Source organism: Paenibacillus sp. EKM211P, assembly GCF_011066175.1.
In the GTDB taxonomy this organism is placed as follows: domain Bacteria; phylum Bacillota; class Bacilli; order Paenibacillales; family Paenibacillaceae; genus Paenibacillus; species Paenibacillus polymyxa.
In genome coordinates, this window is sequence record NZ_JAAMNS010000008.1 from 142,619 (window position 1) to 164,035 (window position 21,417).

General features: G+C 46.5%; 20 protein-coding genes. 11 read left to right on the top strand and 9 right to left on the bottom strand.

Features of this window, described 5'->3' with window-relative positions:
• Positions 1–285 precede the first annotated feature (285 nt).
• A complete protein-coding gene (locus tag G9G57_RS13990) occupies positions 286–1,173 on the bottom strand; it encodes an NAD-dependent epimerase/dehydratase family protein (protein ID WP_017427304.1) in 888 nt (295 codons plus the stop codon).
• Between the two features lie 249 nt (positions 1,174–1,422).
• Between G9G57_RS13990 and G9G57_RS13995 the strand changes: the two genes are divergently transcribed.
• Positions 1,423–1,953, top strand: coding sequence for an alpha/beta fold hydrolase (locus G9G57_RS13995; RefSeq protein ID WP_238799289.1), 531 nt, complete (start codon positions 1,423–1,425; stop codon positions 1,951–1,953).
• 6 nt (positions 1,954–1,959) lie between these two features.
• Here the strand turns inward: G9G57_RS13995 and G9G57_RS14000 are convergent, their stop codons facing one another.
• From G9G57_RS14000 to G9G57_RS14010, 3 genes are all read right to left on the bottom strand, one after another.
• The gene (locus G9G57_RS14000) at positions 1,960–2,700 is read right to left on the bottom strand and encodes a GTP pyrophosphokinase (RefSeq protein ID WP_016820046.1); all 741 of its coding nucleotides are present in this window, start codon (positions 2,698–2,700) and stop codon (positions 1,960–1,962) included.
• Positions 2,701–2,888: 188 nt separating this feature from the next.
• Positions 2,889–3,698 carry a histidinol-phosphatase gene (locus G9G57_RS14005; protein ID WP_153794231.1) on the bottom strand — a complete coding sequence of 270 codons (810 nt, stop codon included), beginning with the start codon at positions 3,696–3,698 and terminating at the stop codon, positions 2,889–2,891.
• 60 nt (positions 3,699–3,758) lie between these two features.
• Positions 3,759–4,661 carry a LysR family transcriptional regulator gene (locus G9G57_RS14010; RefSeq protein WP_013372859.1) on the bottom strand — a complete coding sequence of 301 codons (903 nt, stop codon included), beginning with the start codon at positions 4,659–4,661 and terminating at the stop codon, positions 3,759–3,761.
• A gap of 425 nt (positions 4,662–5,086) precedes the next feature.
• On the opposite strand from G9G57_RS14010, the gene G9G57_RS14015 reads away from it, so the two are divergent.
• The 5 genes from G9G57_RS14015 to G9G57_RS14035 all read left to right on the top strand — a co-directional run bounded on the left by G9G57_RS14015 (position 5,087) and on the right by G9G57_RS14035 (position 9,868).
• Positions 5,087–5,545, top strand: a complete 459-nt coding sequence (locus tag G9G57_RS14015) for a chemotaxis protein CheX (RefSeq protein ID WP_025365744.1) — start codon at positions 5,087–5,089, stop codon at positions 5,543–5,545.
• Between the two features lie 39 nt (positions 5,546–5,584).
• Positions 5,585–6,364: an SDR family NAD(P)-dependent oxidoreductase gene (locus G9G57_RS14020; RefSeq protein ID WP_164965093.1), complete on the top strand. Its 780-nt coding sequence runs from the start codon at positions 5,585–5,587 to the stop codon at positions 6,362–6,364.
• 121 nt (positions 6,365–6,485) lie between these two features.
• The gene (locus G9G57_RS14025; RefSeq protein ID WP_164965094.1) at positions 6,486–7,877 is read left to right on the top strand and encodes a DEAD/DEAH box helicase; all 1,392 of its coding nucleotides are present in this window, start codon (positions 6,486–6,488) and stop codon (positions 7,875–7,877) included.
• An 18-nt stretch (positions 7,878–7,895) separates the two neighbouring features.
• Positions 7,896–8,642, top strand: coding sequence for an ABC transporter ATP-binding protein (locus G9G57_RS14030; protein ID WP_017427308.1), 747 nt, complete (start codon positions 7,896–7,898; stop codon positions 8,640–8,642).
• A gap of 2 nt (positions 8,643–8,644) precedes the next feature.
• Positions 8,645–9,868 carry an ABC transporter permease gene (locus G9G57_RS14035; RefSeq protein WP_164965095.1) on the top strand — a complete coding sequence of 408 codons (1,224 nt, stop codon included), beginning with the start codon at positions 8,645–8,647 and terminating at the stop codon, positions 9,866–9,868.
• A gap of 122 nt (positions 9,869–9,990) precedes the next feature.
• On the opposite strand, the gene G9G57_RS25895 is transcribed toward G9G57_RS14035, so the two are convergent.
• A complete protein-coding gene (locus G9G57_RS25895; RefSeq protein WP_013372853.1) occupies positions 9,991–10,107 on the bottom strand; it encodes a hypothetical protein in 117 nt (38 codons plus the stop codon).
• 206 nt (positions 10,108–10,313) lie between these two features.
• On the opposite strand from G9G57_RS25895, the gene G9G57_RS14040 reads away from it, so the two are divergent.
• Positions 10,314–11,591 (top strand): ATP-binding protein, encoded by a 1,278-nt coding sequence (locus tag G9G57_RS14040; protein WP_164965096.1) that lies wholly within the window; start codon positions 10,314–10,316, stop codon positions 11,589–11,591.
• Positions 11,592–11,698: 107 nt separating this feature from the next.
• Here the strand turns inward: G9G57_RS14040 and G9G57_RS14045 are convergent, their stop codons facing one another.
• Positions 11,699–12,997 carry an aminotransferase class I/II-fold pyridoxal phosphate-dependent enzyme gene (locus tag G9G57_RS14045; protein ID WP_016820054.1) on the bottom strand — a complete coding sequence of 433 codons (1,299 nt, stop codon included), beginning with the start codon at positions 12,995–12,997 and terminating at the stop codon, positions 11,699–11,701.
• Between the two features lie 180 nt (positions 12,998–13,177).
• Between G9G57_RS14045 and G9G57_RS14050 the strand changes: the two genes are divergently transcribed.
• Positions 13,178–13,963: a helix-turn-helix domain-containing protein gene (locus tag G9G57_RS14050; RefSeq protein WP_016820055.1), complete on the top strand. Its 786-nt coding sequence runs from the start codon at positions 13,178–13,180 to the stop codon at positions 13,961–13,963.
• Between the two features lie 141 nt (positions 13,964–14,104).
• Here G9G57_RS14050 and asd read toward each other — a convergent pair whose 3' ends face one another.
• Positions 14,105–14,902, bottom strand: a complete 798-nt coding sequence (gene asd / locus G9G57_RS14055) for an archaetidylserine decarboxylase (RefSeq protein WP_019688505.1) — start codon at positions 14,900–14,902, stop codon at positions 14,105–14,107.
• Positions 14,903–14,990: 88 nt separating this feature from the next.
• A complete protein-coding gene (locus G9G57_RS14060; RefSeq protein ID WP_019688504.1) occupies positions 14,991–16,118 on the bottom strand; it encodes a YheC/YheD family endospore coat-associated protein in 1,128 nt (375 codons plus the stop codon).
• A gap of 206 nt (positions 16,119–16,324) precedes the next feature.
• Here G9G57_RS14060 and G9G57_RS14065 point away from each other — a divergent pair, with 206 nt between their 5' ends.
• Together G9G57_RS14065 and G9G57_RS14070 are read left to right on the top strand one after the other, a co-directional pair.
• Positions 16,325–17,488 carry a glycosyltransferase family 4 protein gene (locus G9G57_RS14065; RefSeq protein WP_164965104.1) on the top strand — a complete coding sequence of 388 codons (1,164 nt, stop codon included), beginning with the start codon at positions 16,325–16,327 and terminating at the stop codon, positions 17,486–17,488.
• Between the two features lie 114 nt (positions 17,489–17,602).
• Complete coding sequence (locus tag G9G57_RS14070) at positions 17,603–18,388, top strand: WIAG-tail domain (RefSeq protein WP_225164805.1); 786 nt, start codon at positions 17,603–17,605, stop codon at positions 18,386–18,388.
• Positions 18,389–18,528: 140 nt separating this feature from the next.
• Here G9G57_RS14070 and G9G57_RS14075 read toward each other — a convergent pair whose 3' ends face one another.
• Positions 18,529–20,538, bottom strand: coding sequence for a serine hydrolase (locus G9G57_RS14075; protein ID WP_025365734.1), 2,010 nt, complete (start codon positions 20,536–20,538; stop codon positions 18,529–18,531).
• Between the two features lie 281 nt (positions 20,539–20,819).
• Between G9G57_RS14075 and G9G57_RS14080 the strand changes: the two genes are divergently transcribed.
• The gene (locus tag G9G57_RS14080) at positions 20,820–21,410 is read left to right on the top strand and encodes a sensor domain-containing protein (RefSeq protein WP_164965097.1); all 591 of its coding nucleotides are present in this window, start codon (positions 20,820–20,822) and stop codon (positions 21,408–21,410) included.
• The last annotated feature ends 7 nt before the right edge of the window (positions 21,411–21,417 follow it).

Consider the following 21,417-nt stretch of genomic DNA (forward strand, 5'->3'; position numbering starts at 1 on the left):
AGATGAAATATAACTGCAAAGCAACTCTAACACAGGACGGGTACAATACAGACATGACCCCCTTTTGAATAATATATGTTGCTGGGACCCGATCATTCGGGTCCTCTTTTTTTGGTTCTTTAATTCGAGATAATATGGATTGGACAGATCCTGTCTATGTTTCATTTTGTAACAAAAATGAAATATAACTGCAAAACTACTTTAATATAGACTGGGTACAACATAGACATGACCCCCTTTGAATCATATATATTGCTGGGACCCGAAGCTTCGGGTCCCCTTTTTTTATGATTCATAGGTACGGTTCAGGCTGATTACCAGCTCTGGTAACCATTCGTTTAGGGAGAGGAATGAGTATCCCTCTGACTGGGCATTGGATGTATCCATGTACCACGACTGTGTAATACCGAATGGAGACATATGCTCGTCTGCTGTTTTTTCTTGGATCACAGCTTGTTTTCCCGTGACCTGCTCGATAATGGAAATGATATCTCCAATCCTTACTGTACCGTCGGAACAAGCATTTACAGGGCCTGTTAAATGAGCAGACCCAAGCCAAAGCAGAAAATCTGCAGCTTCATCGGAACGAATAAATGAGATATGGGCTGCGGGATTAGGTACTCCAATTTCTTGGCCTGCACGAACATGTTCAATATGAAAATGAAGTCTTTTCGTATAATCATCTGTTCCCAATACAATCGGAAAACGAACAGCCACTACAGGGAACGTAGCTTGCTGCGTAAAAACTGCTTCAGCCTGCCGTTTAGCCTCTTGATATGTAAAATCGTCCTTTCCGCCCTGGCGAACTGGATAAGCCTGAGGATCGAAGATATTCTCTGTCACCGCTTCCGGGCTTGGATCATAGACAGATAGGCTTGAGGTCATAATATACCTTTTGGCTTTAGCATCAAAAATACGACAGGCTTCGCTGGCTTCATCTGGGGAATAGCAAATATTATCATAAACAACGTCCCACACTTGCTCACCTACCGCCTCTGCGAGCGCTTGCGGGTCCGTACGGTCTGCACAGATCCGTTGAACACGGTCACCAAACGAATCGTTTGTGTGGCCCCGCGTGAGAATAGTAATGGAGTTCTCGGAACTGTCCAGCAGACGTTCCACCAGTCTCTTGCCGAAAAAGCGCGTTCCTCCCAAAACAAGTACCTTTTTCATACTTACATCACTCCTCATGGAATGGTTTTCATTTATATTAAGATAGACGGACTAAGGAATGTAAAAGATACAGGACGCAATAAAAAAGGGAGGATCACATGCCATACGTAAAAACTCGGGATTTAGAAATGTATTACGAAAAAATGGGTGTAGGAGACCCCGTCATATTTTTGCACAGTCATTATTCAAGGGGAATCCTGGCTTTTTCATCTCAATTACTTGATTTTCAGCAGAAGTATAGCAGAAGATGTGATTGATTTTATGCAGGCGTTACATATTTCTAAAGCTCATCTTATTGGGTACAGCTGCGGAGGCAATGTGGCTTTATACTGTGCGGTGAAGCACCCTCAAATGTTCGCAACCGTTACTACCATTGGGTGTAGTGGAGTCGCATGTCCTGAGGGGGCAGATGAGTTTGAGCCGGAGTGGCTCATTAAGAACGAACGCTATGAAATGATCCATCAAATGATGGAACGCCATGAGGAAGCACATCAAGGTAATTGGCAGGAATTTATGCGTCAGAGCGCTCAGGATTGGCGCCAATATCCGCAATTGACACGTAATGAGTTAAGCCGCATTACGTGCCCTGCATTATTTATCGCCGGTGAACATGACGACTTTGCCACAGAAGAGCAGCTTCAGGAATTATGCTCATGCGTCCAAGATTCACGTTATCAAGTTGCTCTGGGTTGTAGTCATCGACCGCATATGCTTAGAGAGCAGCCCATCTTAATCAATGATTCTATTCTTCAATTTTTGAATAATCACGCTATTAGTTGATTCAGATTATTCCCCTAGAAGCTTCAAAAAATTGGCTGGTACCGTAATCTGCTGATTATTAATCATAATCTTTCGAAGCTCTTCCATAGAGTCTTCTTCACCTCTGGCATCTTTAATCTCCTTGATTTCACGATGCAGACGTTCCATTTGCAGATCCAGCGCATTAGCGGAATCCGCTGCGTTCTTTAATTCACGTGTCAGACTCTCGGGAACAGACTGGTTGTATTTATAAAAGATTTTATGCTCCAGGCTCGCCCAAAAATCCATCGCAATGGTTCGAATCTGCACCTCTACGCAGACTAGTTCCTCACAGTCCGACATGAATACAGGAACTTGAATCAGCAAATGCAGGCTTTGATAACCGTTCGGCTTGGGATTCTTGATGTAATCCTTGATTTCCAGCACCTTGAGGTCACTCTGTCTCTGAAGCATGTTACTGACATCATAAATGTCAGAAATAAAAGAGCAAGTAATACGCAAGCCCGCGATATCCTTGATAGAATCTTTGATAGCATCCAGCGATAACTCGCTATTTTTACGAAGCATTTTGTTCATGATGCTCTCAGGAGATTTGAGGCGTGATTTGGTATGCTCAATAGGGCTGTAATCGTGCAACGCCTGAAACTCCTGCTTTAATATTTCAATCTTGGTTTCCATTTCATCGAGTGCAAATTTATAGATGAGCATAAAGCGCGTGATGTCATGCTTTAGCTTTTTGAGCTTGTCCATAGGATCTTCCAATTGCATATGTAATTCTCCTCACACAAAGATGTTATTTATTTAAGATAATGGAGCTGTACGGTTTAAGGCGATTGGTAGCAGAGCGAGGATTTGAATCTGGAGAAGCATAGCGTTCGCTATTGCAATGGGATTATTGCTATATAAAGAAATACCTAAACATCCCATTGCATCAGCGATCCCACCTTTCATGCCTTTTAAAGCGCCACAGGAATTTTACGTTTTTCTTTAAAATAAACCCATTCCCGGAAGCCGATATCCTTCAGCATCGCTTTTACGTCTTCCCAATCGTCGCCTACCCGCGAAGGCTTATGGGCATCCGAACCAAAAGTAACCTCCACACCAAAATGGTGCGCTCTTTCTAAAATAGAAGCAGACGGGTACCATCCGCCACTCAGCTTGGTTTTACCTGAAGTGTTAATTTCAATCGCTACATTGGATGCTGCAATCACTTGCAAGGTTTCGTCAATGGCTTCATCGGCAGGAATGTCTGAAAAGGCAGGGAAATTCCCTTTCATTGCGTCAATATGACCTAAAATCTGAAACATGCCGCTTCGCGCAGATTGCTGAATGAGCGCATAGTAGGCTTGTTTGACCTCGACTTTACGAGCGTCACTTAATTTTTTCCAACGATTGCGGTTAAAAATGCTGTCCCCTTCGACATTATGAATCGACCCGATAAGGTAATCAAATGGATAAGGAGCCAAAGTGGAACGATACAATTCAACAAAATCAGGGAAATAATCCGTTTCCAATCCAAGGAGCACGTCAATACGGCCCTCGTATTCCTTCTTAAGCTCCTGTACTTCTTTTACATATTCAGCAAGCTGTGACTTGGCCATATAAATTTTAGGAAAAGCCTGATCCTTTTCGCTACATAGGAAGGGGGAATGGTCGGAAATACCAATAGCTTGTAAGCCTGATTGAATACCTGCTTCGATGTAATCCCGAATGTTGCCGTCTGCATGACCGCAGCGGAAATGATGGGTGTGCAGATCAAATTTCATGGACTGTCTTCCTTTCGTAACCAAGGTTTATATTGTGTATGTTGTTCATAGCGAATTACGTTATTCGGAATTGGTGAAATTCGTCTCCGGCATCCCCTTCAGATCGCTCAAAAATTGCTGCATTGCTGAGTTTAGATAACGGCCGGACTTATAAATCACCCCTACCGGATGACTAACTTCCAGCTCGGGAATATGGATCATTTTTAATGTGCCTGTACGCAGTTCAGAAGTGACTGACAGTCTGGAAATTATGGCAGCTCCGAGATTGATTTCGACCATCCGTTTGACTTCCTCACTGCTGGACAACTCAATCACGACATGGGGCACAATTTGGTGCTTTTTAAAAACATCGTCCACGAATTTCCGTCCTACCGTATCGGGAGAGAGCAGAATGAGCGGAATTTCCCGAAGGGCTTCAATAGTAGCGTGTGGTTGCGAGGCCAGCGGATGTGTAGGAGACACGACAAGTTCAAAAGAATCATAATACAGGACTGAAGTGCTTAGATTGGGATTACGTTCGATCAGATACCCGATACCAACATCAATAAGTCCGTTCTCCACCTGTTGATAGATCATCGAGGAGGCCATGGATTGAATGGAGGTTTTGATGAGAGGGAACTGATCCTGAAAGTAGGAGAGCACACGCGGTAAAATTTGAATGGCGATGGATGTTGTGGTACCCAGCGCAATGTGACCCTGCGGTGTTTCGTTCAAGTCATACAATCTCTGTCTTAATTCCTCAACTACCTCTAATATGCGCTCGGCGTGTTCCAAAAAAACAACTCCCCGGTCGGTCAGGGTGACGGGCTGGTTGCGGTCAATCAGAATGGTTTTGAACTCATCTTCCAGACTTTTGATTTGGGCGGACACTGCCGGCTGCGTCAAATTGAGAAGTTCTCCGGCTTTACGGAAGCTCATCGTTTTGGAAATCATGATAAGCGTTTCAAGTTGACTGATGTTCATGAAGTTCCTCCTCTCTTTTCTTTAGCTTGTCGCAGCTGTATAGACTGAGTTTAGCCAATCTACTTGTTTATATGTAAAACCATCGTTATGCTTTATTTCATTAGATTATAGGTTATTCGAGCAGGAAGGGCAATGAATCGAAGCAGTACATCGTAAAGTGTGGTATATTGGGAAATAAAGACTAAAGTCCTGATATACTTTAAAATTAACCTGTCTAAATTCGGCATGGAGTAAAGATATAGGACATTATTCACATTTTTTGTGCTTTAGCTATAAAAAATTGCCGGACTGCTGTCGATAAGTGATAGAGAGAGCATTTTATTGCAGGTTGAGTCGTTATACAGCATTATTTGAATAAAAAACTCAAATTAAAATGGGACTTTTGTTGTGTGTCTAAAAGCCCATCGTAAAGGGGCGCAATGATCGTGAAGGCAGAAGTGATAAATCCTTTTTTGGAGTCGGCGAGACGGGTCATTGAACAATTGATCCAAGTATCTCCTTTACCCGGAAATCTCGGTGTGAAAAATGTCGAGCTGGTGGACGACCATATCTGGATTATGATCGGGATGACTGGACAGCTTAGCGGAAATATTGTGTTCGGCCTGAATGAACAGGTGGCGCTACGTATGGTATCGGCGATGATGGGCGGATTTGTGTTGACTGAAATTGATGAGATGGGAAAAAGCGCAATTTCGGAATTGGGCAATATGATTAGTGGCAATGCCAGTACAATTTTGTCCAGTCAAGGAATTGTCGTGGATATCACCCCTCCGCAGGTCATGAAATCAGAAAACTTGACCACTTTTGTGCCTCAGCGTGCCCTTTGTATTCCGCTTTCGGTGGAAGGAATCGGTGAGCTGGATATTCAGGTGATGATCTCTTAATATTAAAGGAGTAAGTTTCTTTAATGTGGAGGGATGTCCATGAGTACATTGCAGGATAAGGTAATTGTGATTACAGGTGCATCCAGTGGAATTGGCGCCCTTTGCGCTCAGTTGTTGAGCGCAAAGGGCGCGATTCCTATTTTAACAGCGCGCTCGCAGGAACGACTGAAGCAAGTATCTGCGGGAATCAGCGGCAGGCACGAGCTGATCCCACTGGACGTAACTTGCCAGGAGCAGGTAGAGGCTGTGGCTGCACGAGTATTGGAAGAATACGGACGGGTTGATATATTGCTCAACAATGCGGGGTACGGTAAGTTTGAGTATTTTAATGAGACCGACCTGACAGAGTTCGAACAAATGATGGACGTGAACTATATGGGGGTTATTCGCTGCATCAAGGCATTTCTGCCACAAATGACAGAGCGGAACTGTGGGCAGATTGTTAATGTAGCATCGATGGCTGGGAAAATCGGGACAGCCAAATCGGCTTCTTATACGGCCACGAAGCATGCGTTGCTCGGCTTCAGTAATGCGCTCCGGCAAGAACTGCGCGGAAGTGGAGTGACCGTAACGACGATTAACCCCGGGCCGATTGATACACCGTTTTTTGAACTGGCAGATCCCTCCGGGGGTTATGTGCGGAATGTTGGCTGGTTTATGCTAAAACCTGATAAGGTGGCACAGCATATCGTAAGGGCGATAGAGCTTGGTAAGGAGGAGGTTAATCTGCCACAGTGGGTATCTCCTTTTCTCAAGTTGTATCAATTAGCTCCCAGACTGATCGACAGGCTGGGGCATGGTGTGATGAATAAGAAATAATAGATGTCCCGTAGCCATTAGGTGTGGTGAGGGACATCTTTTATTTTTGTGATTTGGTAACAAGGCTATTTTCGCATATAATGGAGAGTAACGAATTTACGTATAGGGGTTGGACCTTTTCATGACATCGAATTTTGAAGCGCTCGGCGTTGAACAAGATCTGCTGGACAAACTGACCGAGCATGAAATTACACAGCCTTCGCCAGTTCAGGCAGAGGCTATACCGGAAATAATGAAGGGACAGCATGTATTGGCACGCTCGCAAACCGGCACAGGCAAAACACTGGCTTATTTGCTACCGCTGCTACAAGCCATTGACCCACAGAAAAAGGCTACGCAAAAGCTCATACTGGCTCCAAGCCAGGAATTGGCCATGCAAATTGTACGTGAGGGTCAGCGCTACGGAGAGCATCGTGGAATCCGTGTACTGGGTCTGATTGGTGGGGCAGCCATCAAGCGCCAAATCGAAAAGCTAAAGGATCACCCACAGCTTGTGGTAGGCACACCAGGCCGTGTACGGGAACTCATCGCTTCGAAAAAGCTGAAGATGCACAATATTACAACAATTGTCATCGATGAGGTGGATCAGATGTTCCAGCTCGGCGGAGCAGGCGATGTGACCAATATACTGGGCTCTGCCCAACGTGACCGTCAATTGGTATTCCTGTCCGCAACGCTGAATAATGAAATTCAGTCGCTGGCACAACGGGAGATGCCTGATTACGTAGAAATTGGGATTGATCCTGACCAGAAGACGGCCAGTGGACTGGAACATTACTACTTTGTATCCGAAGAACGGGATAAGGTGGATATGCTGCGCCGTCTGGTACGGCACTTTAATCCGAGAAAAGCGCTGGTGTTCGTGAATACAACCAATGCTATTGGGGAAATTGAAGCCAAGCTCAAGCATATGGGTCTAACTACGGCATCCTTGTATGGAGATGCAGATAAAGTCACGCGCAGCAACGTGTTGGCCCGATTCCGCGAGGACAAGCTCAAAGTGCTGGTCGCTTCCGATGTGGCAGCCCGTGGTCTGGATATTGAGGGCCTTGAAATGGTCATTCATTTTGACCCGGCTACGGATAGTCAAGCTTATGTTCACCGCGCAGGACGGACAGGACGTATGGGACGCAAAGGATTAGTAGTGTCGGTTGTGACTGACCGCGAAACGTTCATCATGCGTAAGTTTTCTCGTGAACTGGGAATCGATATTGCAGAGCGTGCGTTGTACGGAGGTCGAGTTGTGGTGCCGCGCCCGGCGGATGCCAAACGTGTCCCTGTAAGGCCATCTGAAACTAGATCCAATTCCAATGGAACAGTGACGGAAAATCGCAAGACACCTGTTCGGACTGAAGCAGGACGTCCAGGCAGGAATTCCGTGAGCGGTTCAGCTCCAGGCAAGAGCAAAGGAGCAGCCTTATCCAAAGCAGGAAAGGCACAGCGCGAGCGTGATCGTAAAAACAAGGGTGCGCCAAGATGGCTGAAGGAAAAAGGATCAAAACCGAACGAGTAAGGGAGAAGAGGGGAAGCCATGGAACAACAGCCTGTGTTGCAAATTAACGGACTGACTGGTGGATACAGCGCCAAACGCCCGGTGCTGCATCAGATTTCGCTCGATGTGAAACCGGGCGAAATGGTGGGACTGATCGGTCTGAACGGGGCCGGGAAAAGTACGACCATGAAGCATATTTTGGGTCTGATGACACCGCAGGCCGGAGAGATTCGCGTACAGGGGCATAAGCAGGATGAGAATCCCGAGGTATATCAGGGAGCTATTGCTTTTGTACCTGAAGCTCCAGAGCTGTATCCTGAAATGACAGTGATGGAGCATATGGAGTTCACGGCTAGAGCGTACGGAGTCAGCGAAGCAGATTTCCGCACGCGCAGTGATCAAATGCTGGATTTGTTCCGTATGCGGGATAAAAGCGGAAGTATGTCGATGCATCTCTCCAAAGGGATGCGCCAAAAAGTGATGATTATGTGCGCATTTTTAGCGGGGCCGCCGTTGTATGTCATAGATGAGCCTTTTTTGGGTTTGGACCCGCTCGGCATTCGTTCTCTGCTTGACTTTATGTTGGAGATGAAGCGTTCGGGCTCGTCTATTTTGCTCAGTTCTCATATTTTGTCCACGATTGAAAATTATTGCGATCGTTTCATTGTGCTTCATCAGGGTGCCATCATTGCTCAGGGTACGCTGAATGAAGTGACAGCACAGGCGGGTAAGCCGGGCATGCCGCTGGAAGATGCATTTTATGAGCTGGTACAGGGCAGGGAATGAGCATGGATTTGCAACGTTTGCATAAAGAAAGACGTCTAGCGTTCTGGGGACAGGTGCTGCCTTATCTGGGCTATGTCATTCAGAGCGGCCTTGCAGTGGTCTTCGGCTTTGCGCTGATTGCCTTTGCCGCATGGTACACGTCACTACTCATGCATATTCCGCCGGATTTGCCCATCCGCTGGATCATGCTTATTGTAGCTATTCCAATTGCGCATGCGAGCTTTCGAACGTATTTGAATGCGGCAGATATAGTCTTCCTTCGTCCCCAGGAGTACGCGATGCCACAATATTTTAAGGCCAGCCGGATTCGAGGTGTGGTGTACAAAATATTCGGTCTGCTGCTGCTGTCCATGATTTTGTGGGCGTTGTATATCCGCAGTGATGCTGCGCCTAAGCCGCTGCTACTGACTCTGCTGCTGTTCGTGCTACTGAAGGTGCTATTTAGCTACGGCGGCTGGCAGGAGCTTCGCATGGTATCGGTTGGCGGGAGCATAGGCTATCGTCTACTGCGGTGGGTGCTGGCTGTGCTGATGGTAGCCGCATGGCTATGGCAGCCTCCGTTACACAGCTTGCCGTTTATCGTATTGGTTGGCGTGGTGTACGTGCTTGTTCTGCGTTTGCCGGTCAAACTGCTAGTGGCTTGGGAAAAACTGATCCGCACAGAGGCTATGCAGGCTGCCCGCGTGATGCGTACGTTGGGCTGGTTTGTCGATGTGCCTGCCCTTACACAGAGAGTGACGCCGCGCCGCTGGCTGTCCTGGCTGGGTGGCAACATACCTTGGAACAGAAAGGGAGCGTATCGTTACCTGCTGTTTAAGACGTTCTTGCGTACAGAACCAGCAGGCATTGTCATTCGGTTAGGTATTCTGGGTCTGTTAATTATATATATCACCCATGCTAGCTGGATTGGTATTGCCGTATATTTATTTTTTATATTCCTCATAGGTGTTCAGATTACTTCATTAAGACAGTATCACAGGGATTCGTTGTGGCTTCAGTTATATCCGATTCCTGCGCATAGTCGCCGTGCGTCTTTTCTTGACTTTGTTGTTCGGTTGACGTTGCCGGCTGCGGTGGTGCTGTGGCTTCCTTTTCTGGCAAAAGGAACGGAGGATTTACTGTCTACATTGCTTATATTGGTTGGGGGAGTCCTTGTTGTGTTCCTGCTCCGTGGTACTCAAGCCAAAAAATGGCGTTTGGATGGACAGGATGAGGAAGAAGTGTGACCCATATCTGTCTGAATAAAGTAAAGGCTAATTCGCAAGCAGCAAAAGCTGAGCTGCCTGCGGATTAGCCTTTTTTTGTACGTTCGCTGCTATGGTAGTCGTGGGTGCAGATATCCGTCTGCTTAAACGAAGATCGTTTTGCTGATGATAACTAACAAAATGAACAGTACCAAAATTGTTCCTGTGCTTGTGAATGCGCCGTAACCACCGTAACCGCCTCTTGTTTCTTCTGCTCCCATGCTCATTCTCCTCTCGGTCATTGTGATAAAGGATACATCGTATCTTATGAAGTGGGTTTCCGGTTTGCGTGGGCCAATGTTCTGGTGTGTTGCCGAATCGCCCTATATTTTTCATCAGATGCAGGAGATGAGAGAGGAAAAGGTACGTATTATCGAGAATAGAAGAAGTATGTAATCATTATCACTTGGAAAGTGGGAAAGACGAGATGCTGGTAGATAAGCTGCTCGTGAACATATTTCTTGTGTTTGTACCGTTACTCGTATATAGCGCTTTGTCGGATCATCGGCATAGGAAGCATACCCTGCTGCTTATGGGAGGGGTGCTGGGTGTTTCTTCGGTGCTTTGCCTTATGTTTTCGTACATTTGGTACGGATTATATTGGGATCTTCGGTATGTTCCTTTGATTCTCTCTGTTTTATATTTTGGTCCCAAGGCAGGTCTAATGAATGTGACGCTAATGGTAATGGCTCGTATGTATGTAGGCCCCGAGTCTATGGTGGTGGGGCTTCCGAGCATGATGTTGTGTTATTTGGGACCTCTCTTGGTAAGAAAAAAATTTATGCAGCTCAAAAGCATGTTGCTTCGAGTGGGCATGAATATGGTAATGAGTATATGGATCACTGGAGTTATGCTGATTTTTCTTTTAATACATTCTTGGATCAATGGCAGACTGGATGAGGATGAGATTGAGCTGATTCGCTCAATACTCTGGTTCGGTGTGATTCAATTCCTAAGTATTGGAGCCTCTTCTTTCTGGATGGAATTTAGTTTGGAGCGGGAAGAAATGAGAAGAAAAATTAAATATGCCGAGCGTCTGAATACGTTGGGTGAACTGGCAGCCTCGATGGCTCATGAAGTACGGAATCCTTTAACCGTCGTAAAAGGGTTCCTGCAAATGGTTCAGTCAGGATTAGAAGGGAAAAATCGCAGATATGTTGCTTTGGCACTGGCAGAGGTGGATCGGGCTGAAAGAATTATTAGCGATTATCTGAATTTATCCAGACCGCAGATTGGGAACACAGAACGGATGGATCTGTCTGGCATGGTTCAACAGATCGTTTTGCTTCTGAAACCAATGGCGACCAAGCAAGGCGTAAGGCTGTATACAGAGCTAAGGAATGAAATTTATGTACATACAGATCGTAACCAGCTGCTACAGGCGTTAATACATGTGACGAAAAATGCGATTGAAGCTGCGGAAGATGGAGGCAGGGTATACATAAAGCTGGCGATACAGGAAGAGCAGGCATGTCTGAGTATCAGGGATACTGGAAAAGGCATGAGCCAGGAGCATCTCGAACGAGTGGGTACTTTGTTTTTTTCAACCAAAGAGGTAGGAACAGGACTGGGAACGGTCGTTTCCTTTCGAATTATTGAAGCCATGAACGGGAGTATACGCTATGAAAGTGAGCCCGGAGTGGGGACGGAGGTCGTCATCCTGCTGCCACTGGCACAGGAATCTCTGCTCGCTGCGGAAGGATAATTGTGCGGACGTATGATGGACAATAGTCAGCCGACCCAAAAAGCGGTATGCCCTAATATCTGGCATACCGCTAGTTATACTATATATTCTAACCTGATACAGACAGATTAGGCGTTCAACAAATCTTGTGCACCACGATACACAATGTCATATAGGTCTTCCAGATACTCCTCTTCGATACATGAGAACGCGATACGAAGATCGTATTCACCCAGTGCAATCGTGCCTACCCCATATTGTTCCAGCAAATGTGTGCGCAGTCGTTCAGCAGACAAGCCGTTCAGCTTGAGACACATAAAATAGCCTGAATTGAAAGGATAGTAGCTCCATACATCCCCGTATTTTCCGCTATCGAGCAACGCTTTGACTTTATTAGCCCGCCCCTTCATAATTTGGAACTTTTCATTCTTCTGTTGTTCAAATTCTGGTGATTTGAGAGCATCCAGTACGAAGGTTTGAGATGGGTGAGGACCGCTCGAAATCGTTGCCCGGATAATCCCTAGTGTTTTTTGTTCCAGTGCGCTCAGTACATCCTGATGCTCCGAAGCAAAGGTAATAAATCCGACACGGAAGCCCCAAACGAATTCTTCTTTGGTAGCTCCGTCAATTTTGACTGGTAAAATTCTCGGATGAAGCCCGGCTAGCTGACCGAATAGTGATTCATGCAGAGAGTCCTCGAAGAACAGGCCAAAATAAGCGTCATCTGTCACAACTACGACATTGATGCCTGCTTCCGCCGCTTCCTGAATGGCAGCGACAATTGCTTTACCTTCTTCAAGGCCTGGTGTATAGCCTGTCGGGTTGTTCGGGAAGTTCAGTACAACGATCGCTTTGCCGTATTCTTTCTGCGCCAGTAGCGCCTCGCGTAGTCCCTCACTATTAAAACGGTGATCCTCTGTGAACAACGGGAAATTCACCAAACGTCCATGACGGCGAATACCGAAAGTTAGTTCATAGTTCTCCCAGTTTTTATCTGGATAAATGACAGCATCTCCTTCATCCGTAAACAGGTCGGCAACGATGCTCAAACCGTGGGTCAGCGCGTTGGTAACTACAGGAAGGCCGTAGCCTTTTCCAGCCAGCGAAGGATTTTCTTTCAGCATTTTGTCACGCCATACGCTACGAAGTTCAGGCTTGCCCGCAGGGGGAGCGTAAGGATACAAATCCTTGGGACTGTAAGCGGACAGCTTCTCCTGAATAACCTCCAAATGCATAGGACCATTGCCTTCAGTAGCAATTCCGATCGTAGCATTATACTTTTTGGCAAGTTTCCCTGCCTCGGCGGATTGACTCAAAATACCTTCTTTTGGAAAATAAATCTCTTTACCTAAAAGAGAAAGCATTTGATATACATGCTCGTTGCCTGTCTGAATGTTTTGATTTAACTGCGCTGCCAGTGGATTCATTCCCGTTTCATCCTTCCAAGTCATTTTGATTACATATTATAGCATTACAGACGGTAAGCGTCACGCACAAGCATTAGGGGCCATAAGAGCGTATTTTTTGCTTAATCGTGGCGCTGCGCTTATATTATAAAATAACGGGATAACAGGACAACCAGAGATGAACCAAAGGAGGTACAGATTTTGCTGGATACATCTGCGTCATCGTTTATCCTGCTGCCGGCCTTTGCCAAAATTGTGTGCGAGCCGGGCTGGAAATGGCAGGTACGCGAGAAGCCGATGCCAAACTATGATTTATTTTATGTATGGAGTGGAGAAGGAACGGTTGTATTAAATGGGGAAGCCTATCCGGTGAGCAAGGGCAGTTGTTTTTTGTTCAAGCCGGGAGACGATACCCGTGCCACACATAATCCGCAAAAGCCGCTCATACTTACTTATATTCATTTTGATCTCACCGAACAACCCAAGCAAATTCCAGCCAGCTACCGCATGCTGGAGGAAACGTTCGAGGTGGAGCATATGCTTGCCAGATATGTCCGTCTGCGTCTGGAGCGTGCCTATGGGGCTGATGAGGAGGGCCGGCTGATCCTGAAGCAACTGATGATTCATCTGCTGCGTGCAGATCGGAAGGAACCGCAGGAGCAACAGGCCAGTAACCAGCTCACCGAGGTCATTCGAGAAACGGCCAACTACGTGCGCCAGCATCCGGGACTTCCTCATCGAGTCGAAGATTTGGCAGCACGTGCAGGGCTGTCACCGCGTTATTTTTCGATAAAATTCAAGGAGCTGCTAGGTGTTTCCGTGCAATCCCATATAATCAGCATGCGGATTGAGCGCGCGCAGCACCTACTGCTACATGCCGGAATGAATGTAACTGAGGTGGCGGAGGCTTTGGGGTACCGCGACATCTTTTTTTTCAGCCGTCAATTCAAGCAGTATACAGGAAAAAGTCCGTCTGAGATTCGATAAGGCTATTAACGCATGACGAATATAAAGGATAAATCAAAAAGGACCGAAGCAGTTACGCTGGGTCCTTTTTCGTATGAGTCATTTGAATCATTCGATCCCCATGCTCAAATGTGCAGCTATTTTTTTGTTACAATCCTTCATTTATGCTTTAGGATCGTGTCGAAAGCTACCAAGACGTTGTCCCATTTTCACCACGTCCCCAAGCTTCAATGCGGGGTCTGGCTCAAATGTGCCGTTTTCAGTCAGCAAAACTACGGTTGAGCCAAATTCGAAATAGGCGAGATCGTCACCTTTTGTCCAGGAAGTCGCTTGTTCATCCGTATATTTGATGCTGCTCACATTCATTGCGCCAACCTTGACGACCGCCACCTCACCATATTCGTGGGCCATGTACGTAATTTGTCGCTCATTGCGGCTAAGAACTCCTCTCATATGCTGCAAGCCAAAGTCATTCACTGGGTATACTTTGCCACGCAGATGTTCCTTTTCTACCAGTGTACCGGATACCGGTGCATGAATGCGATGGTATTCTGCCGGGCTGAGATAGAGCACAAAAGCATAGCCGTGTGTGTACTTCTCAAGACGCGGAGAGCGGTTAAGAAGCTCTTCCAGCGTATAGTCTTGCCCCTTGACATTCAAAAGAGTACCAGACGTAATTGGGCCGGTAAACGTAATCCGTGCATCCACCGGACTGGTCATCACCTCGGCGTTCGTATCAATCGGGCGCATGCCCGCTTTTAATGTGCGTGTAAAATAGGCGTTCAGGGAGCGGTATTCTTTCCAATCCTGTTCCGCCTCATGCGTCTGGATCTGGTACGTACGTATAAAGGTGGGGATAAAAAGTCGGCTTGCACCGCTTTGCGCGAAGGAGCCCACAATCCGGCACACCCACTTGCGCGATGATAGCTCCGTCATAAGCCGCAGCCACTGTTTTGCCATTACAGATCCCCCTTGTTCATTTCCGAGCCGTCTTGGCCGGAACCTGTCCGGCCGCTCTGAACTATATTGACACAGAATGTGACGTAAATCAATACAGGGGACGGCCAGGTGAACGTTCGATGCCTGACGAAGACATTCGTTCGAGAAGCCAACGAGCGTAAGCCATCGGCTGAGCATATGTTTCTTTCCAGACATTACTCATGCCTGCCTGGCTAAAGCCATAGCGCTGATCACGACCGTTGCATTCGATAAAAATAATCTTGCCTTCATGGGTAATTCCCAGATCCAGTCCGACATCGGCGAGACGGGGTAGGTGTTGTGCCAATCGGTGGACGATTTGCAATGAGAGTCTCTCTAGCTCATTCATCAGCCGGGCTATGTTTGAGTTTTGAACTGTCTCTGTTCGTGATAACACCTCTGGTAGGGAACGGGCCGTACCGCCCTGGGCTACATTCGAGACGAAAGTGTGGGATGGAGCAATTTTGGCAAACATGCCTGTCACGCCCCAGATTCCGCCATATCCGCGCTGAACGGTCACACGGATATCAAATGGACGATTATCGCATAAAGCAAGCGGAATGGTTTCCTGAATGATATGAGGTACACGCATCAGTCGCTTATGCAGAAATAAAGGGAGTTCTCCGACATTCAACCGTAGTGTGGACCAACGCCCAGGTATCGTTGGATGAGCACATTGCAATGTCCAGCTTCCGCTGGAATGCCTCAGCCGCATAATTCCTCTACCCACGCTGCCGCTACTGGGTTTAATTACAACATCCCCGGTTTGCTCCATCAAGGTACGGATGGAAGACAGGTTGCCTTGCAATGTTTTGGGCAGGTGGGAATGTAGCAGAGGGTCTTCCTGTAGAATTGCATGTATATGGTCTTTGCCGAAACGGTTTTGTTCATTAAAAATATAGAATCCCTTGTGTACCAGCCTGTTGATATCGCGGGCATTTTCATTTTGCCGATAGAGAGTCCGATTGTGGATGACTGGCGGCAACGGAAGAGTCATCTGCCGATACTCGTTACCGTTTTTAACAAAAGCCCGGCATGTTCCGGACGATATATGAATATCTTCCAGACGAAGAAAGCAGGGGATTAGCTCGTGGCTTAATCCGGCCTCTTCGTAATTGGCGATGGATTCATATCGCGTCTTCATGACGGGAATGCCCCGATAAGTTGCCGGGTTGAGCATGACGCCGACATGCAACATGAGTATGTCCGCCCTCCTTATCGTCATTCCAACTAATCATACTATGGTTCTAGTCCATCATATGTATCAAAGGTCGGCCAGGCATGGACGCTAGCCTTGCGGTATGCCCAAAGTAGTAAGTCAGGCACCTTTCAGAGCAGGGAACGATATGATACAAGATGAGTGTTGAAGGGTGAAGGAATAAGGTGAGGAAAGTAGGTGAGGTGATGCAGAGACTGAAGGTAGCAGTCATTACACCGGGCTCTTTTGTTATACCTTCGCCCCGCAGCAGTTCAGTGGAGCGGGTAATTGCTCGTATGGTACCACTGGCTAGCCATAAGCTTCAGGCACAGATCTATGGCATAAGAGGGGCAGAAACACCGGATCACGGCGATGTTGACGGAATTCCTTGTATGCGCTATACGCGGGGAGCGGGTTATATTCCCGAGGTAATTGCTGATTTGAAAAGATGGTTACCTGCGGTTATAGATGTACACAACCGCCCCGCAGTTGCTTATGCTATTCGCGAGGCTTTGCCCGATAGCAAAATTGTGCTGACTTTGCATTCCACCACGTTCATCCGGGAGCCTCACCTCAAACGGAAGGACATGGGTAGGCTGCTGTTGCCGATGGATCGTATTATTGTGAACAGTGCGTATTTAGGGGCTGTTGTGGCTTCTGACAGTCCCGATGCGGTCAGAGAACGCATCGTCATCAACAAGCTGGGTATTCATCCTGGCGATTTCCTGCCACGGTGGACTCCTGCAGCAGAAGCGATTAGGTCGGCACGATTGTACGATTTCGGCTGGTCAGGCCGCCGAATCGTGTTATATGCAGGCAGACTGATGCCAGGAAAGGGAGTTCATCGGCTGCTAAAGGCTCTGCGGCGTATCGTCCATACCTGTCCAGACGTGCTGCTGCTTATAGCAGGGAGTGCCTATTACGGTCACGACCGCCTCACGCCATACACCGCAGCATTGCATCGGCAGATACGTAAACTAAGGTTGGCGAGGCATGTGCACTTCCTGGGTTATGTGCCGCATCCGGCATTGGCCTCGTTATATCAGTTAGCCGATGTGGCGGTTGTTCCTTCAGTAGAAGCTGAAGCCTTCGGGCTGGTCAATCTGGAAGCCATGGCGGCAGGCGTGCCTGTGGTAGCCTCACGAATCGGTGGTATTCCGGAGGTTATACAACACGGCAAGACAGGCTGGTTGGTTTATCCGTCACACGGCGAGCAGGAAATGGCCGACGCCATCATCAGGTTGCTCCAGCAGCCTGACTTACGGCAACGGATGGGAGAAGCCGGGCTGGGTGAGGTGCGAAGCCAATTTTTATGGCAGCACTCTGCAGAACGCTGGGCTCAAATTGTAACAGACTGTGCAATTGAGTGACGTGGTCGTGGTTACGTGCATAGGCTATCGCATAGGCATTAGGCCATGATTCCCACCTGGGTGAATGAAGCGGAGCGACCGCTGTTTCACTCCTGTGTCAAAGGAGCGGTCATCATGAACCATCGCACGAACCATAACCCTAAGGATAAAAAAATAGCACGGCGTAACCATTCCAATACTGTCCCCTCTCCCCGTGTAAACAAGGAGAAAACGGTTTCGCCTGCTGGCGCTGGCAGTCACAGACCCACTCAGCGTGGAACGGCAAGTATACCTGTCCCCGTAGAGAAGAGTACCTCGCTTCAAGCTGTAGAGGAAGCGGCATGGAAAAAGCATAAGCTTCCCAAAACGCTAGAGGAAGCGATGCAGATGAATCGAGCATCTGTGCTGCTGTTGTCTGTGCCTGATTCAGATACCGAATGCGGAACGGAACACGACATGGCATCTATGAAGACGGGAGGTCAGACCGAGCAAGATTCGTTATTGGATTGTTCCATAACCAGTATTCACATTGCGGAAGGGAGACAGCGTCCAAAGCAGCGAATGCGCTTGCTAGAGCAAGAAAACCATCTAGCTTCTCAGACTGAAAAAGAATTAGGTCGGAATGCCATTCATGATGGCTCAGTGACCGATGACGGGACTACTGACAGTGAAGTGACTTCACCTCAATTTGGTAGCACTTCTTTTTATCTTCCTGCACAAGAAGTTACAAGCAAAGTGAACGTTGTGTTTGAGAAGCCTTTTATAGATACGCAATATGCAATCACCGCCAATGCGAGCTTACCAGGAATAACTGTATCTGTTACCCAGCGACAGAGGTATTCGGCAGTGCTTACAGTGGAACGCAGACAATCGGGTTCGACATGTGAGGGATGGGTTCATTGGATTGCAATGGGACACTAGTAAAAGGCCAGAATGTAAGTTGCAAATCAACTTCATAATGAAACAAGGCGTCCCATAATGGGACGCCTTATACATAAGGGTGGAGGCGGCAACGCGTGGAGAAGTTAGAAGGGACGTCAGATAATTGGTGAAGGCATTTTTTACTTCTGTTTAATAGGCAAAGCATGATAGCCAAAAGCCAAATCAAGCAAGGCGCTCGCTTCTTGACGCAGCAATAAATTCTTTGGACGGAAGGTAAAGGAGCCATCAGTATTGATGATGGTATCCGGATCTACGATTCCCTGTGAGGCAAGGGCTTGAATGGACTGGACCGCCCAGGCATCTGCAGCGTCGAGCAATTTCACCTGAGTGGCTTGGTCAGGTTGAATCTGCTTCAAGTTTTGAATCATGGTTGCTGCGACTTGTCTGGTAATCGGAGTTGCGCGATCATATTTTGGTATGCCTACTTTGAGTTGCTTCTTGATTTTTTCGATTTCGTCTGGGAAAATATAACCTCCATGTGCGAGCAACAAGGCGTCAGCAAATTCCCCTTGTGTCATCGTGCCCTTCGGGTTAAATAGATTACCTGTTTTAGCATTCATGATGTTTAAAGCATGAAGATTGTCTATATGGCTTCTATAGTTACTCTTTTGCGGGACATCTGCAAAAGGCGGTTTGAGATTGATTTTCTGAGATTGAGCTACAACGCCTAGACCTTTAGGACTGGTGTAATAAAAATACGCGATTTCTCCAGCTTTGTTTTTCTGGAAAGCGAGCTTGTTTCCTTCTGCATCTTCAAACAACAATGGGTGAATCATTTTGAGTACTTGCTTTCCCGCAGTTTCATCTTCCATGACCAACGCCCCATTCTCATAGGAAAAGTGAGTACGAATCGCGAATACACGTGTATTTTGATACATACCGACGTATTTTTGCGCTTCTTTTTCCGCTAACTGGTGGTACGTTGGTTTCTTCACAGTGATAGTTCGAGGGAAGTAATGATCCATGAACGCATCGTACACATCTAGACTCATCATGGAATCATTATTGTAGGACATGAAAAATGCGGTTTTTTGTTCAGGCACCAAAACCATCAATGAAGAATGTCCCGGCATGTTTCCGCCTTTTAAAACTACATGTTGACCGTTGGCAAAGTCGTTGAAATATGTCTCAAATCCAACTGTCGCAATAGGAATCGTCTTATCTGCGAAAACTTGGTAGGCATGCATCATATCTATGCTTTTTTTACTTACGATTTGTTTACCTCCAAACTTTCCATTCTGTAGCTGCATAATCATGTACTTTGACATGTCTTCTCCAGTAGACAAAATGCTTCCTTGTGGTCCATCAGTTGGAGCGTGCCCATATGTTGGATGAGGATCACCAGTGGGACTGTAATGTGTAGCCATTCTCTTGAGAAGGTCAGGCGTAAAGCGCACACTGGTAGACTTCATGCCTAAGGGTTTAAAAATATTCTTTTCCATATATCGTGAGAAAGGTATGCCCGTAACATTCTCTACCGCATATCCTGCGAGTAAAAATGAGAAGTTGTCATACGTATAAGCTTCACCGGGCGATCGTACCACTGTCGGCATATGTTTAGGAATAAACGCCTTCATAGATATATTTCGATTAACGTATTCGGGTCCGGTTATCGTGGTGATATCGGGATAATCTACGCCGCTGGTATAGGTCAACATATCAAACAAGGTGAGGGCTTTTCCTGTTTTATTGGGTATTTTCAATCCACCGAGATACCGTTGTACATCTTGATCTAGTTTAAGCTTTCCTTTATCGACTTGTTGCATCACGGCCAAGGCGGTAAAAGTTTTCGAGACTGAAGCGATTTGGAAGACCGTGTCCTTATTGACTGGAATCTTCTTCTCTTTATCTGCATAACCGTACCCTTTATTGACGACGACTTTTCCATCATGGACCACGACAAAACTTGAACCGTTCACATTGTACTTCTTCATTTTTTCCGCGAATAACGGATTAGCAAAAGATTCTACTTCTTTTGCATTATTGGGAGCTTTCGTCATTTGAATATTGGCCGTAGATGTCGATGGTTTTAATTCTCCAACTTCTAGTGATTGTTGGGAACAAGCAGAGATCATGCTGGTAGAAATGAGTAGCAGTGCAAGGCTTGCTTTATTTATTGCTTTTTTCATTTTCGAACTCTCCTTTTTTATTGCAATGTTCTTGTCAGCACACCGAGTTGTCGACTCACCCGTGTATGAACCGAGTGTAGCAAGCGGCAAGTCATAGTAGCTAGTGATCTTTCGTCTTCTAATGCATGACATCAAAAATAGAGCGTAGTACGGCTTGTTTTATAGTCATGACCTACAAATCATGACACTTTGACACTACCGTATGTGACAGACAACAAGTTAGGATTTGAAGGGCAATCATAACGTATTAGCAAATAAAATAAAGAGTAGGAGAGAATCAAATGACGAAAGAATCAGCTCGAAAAAGGTTGCAAGATTTCTACTTTTTGTTGTTTACCTTCGGATCTGGACTGTTTTATTTTTGCTTCTATTTGGCCAGCATTACATTTGCGTTAGCGATGACGGTTATCTTCGTGGGTATTCCCTTGTTGGCGCGTGTGTTGCGAACAACTCACACGTTTGTCCAATATGAACGCATTCAGACGAAGGTTTATACGGACATATCAATAGAGCCAATCCTGACAAGGACAAACAGTGGAAGGGATAAATGGATGAAAGCGAGAGAAGCAATTCTTAGTAGTAGCAATTGGAGGGCCGTTTTTTGGCTTATGCAGAAATTTTTTATTGGGGTGATTAGCCTCATATGTGCCGTTATATTGTACATAGCTCCGCTCGTATTTATCGTTACACCGATACTTTTTCAACATCTTGAGCTATACTTATTGGGATTCGCTGTGGATTCATGGGAAAAGGCTATAAGTGTCATGATCGCTGGGTGTATTCTCGTCTGGATCAATACCCGCATTGGAAAGAGCCTAGTTCAAATCGTTGGAATGTACACGCGTTTCATGTTCAAAGCTATTAAGGAGTGATAATTTG

What these genes read in the sequence shown, in the direction of transcription:
- G9G57_RS14045 (WP_016820054.1), bottom strand. Translation starts at nt 12,997, where the DNA reads ATGAATCCACTGGCAGCGCAGTTAAATCAAAACATTCAGACAGGCAAC.
- G9G57_RS14070 (WP_225164805.1), top strand. Translation starts at nt 17,603, where the DNA reads ATGAACCATCGCACGAACCATAACCCTAAGGATAAAAAAATAGCACGG.
- G9G57_RS14060 (WP_019688504.1), bottom strand. Translation starts at nt 16,118, where the DNA reads ATGTTGCATGTCGGCGTCATGCTCAACCCGGCAACTTATCGGGGCATT.
- G9G57_RS25895 (WP_013372853.1), bottom strand. Translation starts at nt 10,107, where the DNA reads ATGGGAGCAGAAGAAACAAGAGGCGGTTACGGTGGTTACGGCGCATTC.
- G9G57_RS14080 (WP_164965097.1), top strand. Translation starts at nt 20,820, where the DNA reads ATGACGAAAGAATCAGCTCGAAAAAGGTTGCAAGATTTCTACTTTTTG.
- G9G57_RS14030 (WP_017427308.1), top strand. Translation starts at nt 7,896, where the DNA reads ATGGAACAACAGCCTGTGTTGCAAATTAACGGACTGACTGGTGGATAC.
- G9G57_RS14040 (WP_164965096.1), top strand. Translation starts at nt 10,314, where the DNA reads ATGCTGGTAGATAAGCTGCTCGTGAACATATTTCTTGTGTTTGTACCG.
- asd (WP_019688505.1), bottom strand. Translation starts at nt 14,902, where the DNA reads ATGGCAAAACAGTGGCTGCGGCTTATGACGGAGCTATCATCGCGCAAG.
- G9G57_RS14035 (WP_164965095.1), top strand. Translation starts at nt 8,645, where the DNA reads ATGGATTTGCAACGTTTGCATAAAGAAAGACGTCTAGCGTTCTGGGGA.
- G9G57_RS14005 (WP_153794231.1), bottom strand. Translation starts at nt 3,698, where the DNA reads ATGAAATTTGATCTGCACACCCATCATTTCCGCTGCGGTCATGCAGAC.
- G9G57_RS14075 (WP_025365734.1), bottom strand. Translation starts at nt 20,538, where the DNA reads ATGAAAAAAGCAATAAATAAAGCAAGCCTTGCACTGCTACTCATTTCT.
- G9G57_RS14000 (WP_016820046.1), bottom strand. Translation starts at nt 2,700, where the DNA reads ATGCAATTGGAAGATCCTATGGACAAGCTCAAAAAGCTAAAGCATGAC.
- G9G57_RS13990 (WP_017427304.1), bottom strand. Translation starts at nt 1,173, where the DNA reads ATGAAAAAGGTACTTGTTTTGGGAGGAACGCGCTTTTTCGGCAAGAGA.
- G9G57_RS14025 (WP_164965094.1), top strand. Translation starts at nt 6,486, where the DNA reads ATGACATCGAATTTTGAAGCGCTCGGCGTTGAACAAGATCTGCTGGAC.
- G9G57_RS14010 (WP_013372859.1), bottom strand. Translation starts at nt 4,661, where the DNA reads ATGAACATCAGTCAACTTGAAACGCTTATCATGATTTCCAAAACGATG.
- G9G57_RS14020 (WP_164965093.1), top strand. Translation starts at nt 5,585, where the DNA reads ATGAGTACATTGCAGGATAAGGTAATTGTGATTACAGGTGCATCCAGT.
- G9G57_RS14065 (WP_164965104.1), top strand. Translation starts at nt 16,325, where the DNA reads ATGCAGAGACTGAAGGTAGCAGTCATTACACCGGGCTCTTTTGTTATA.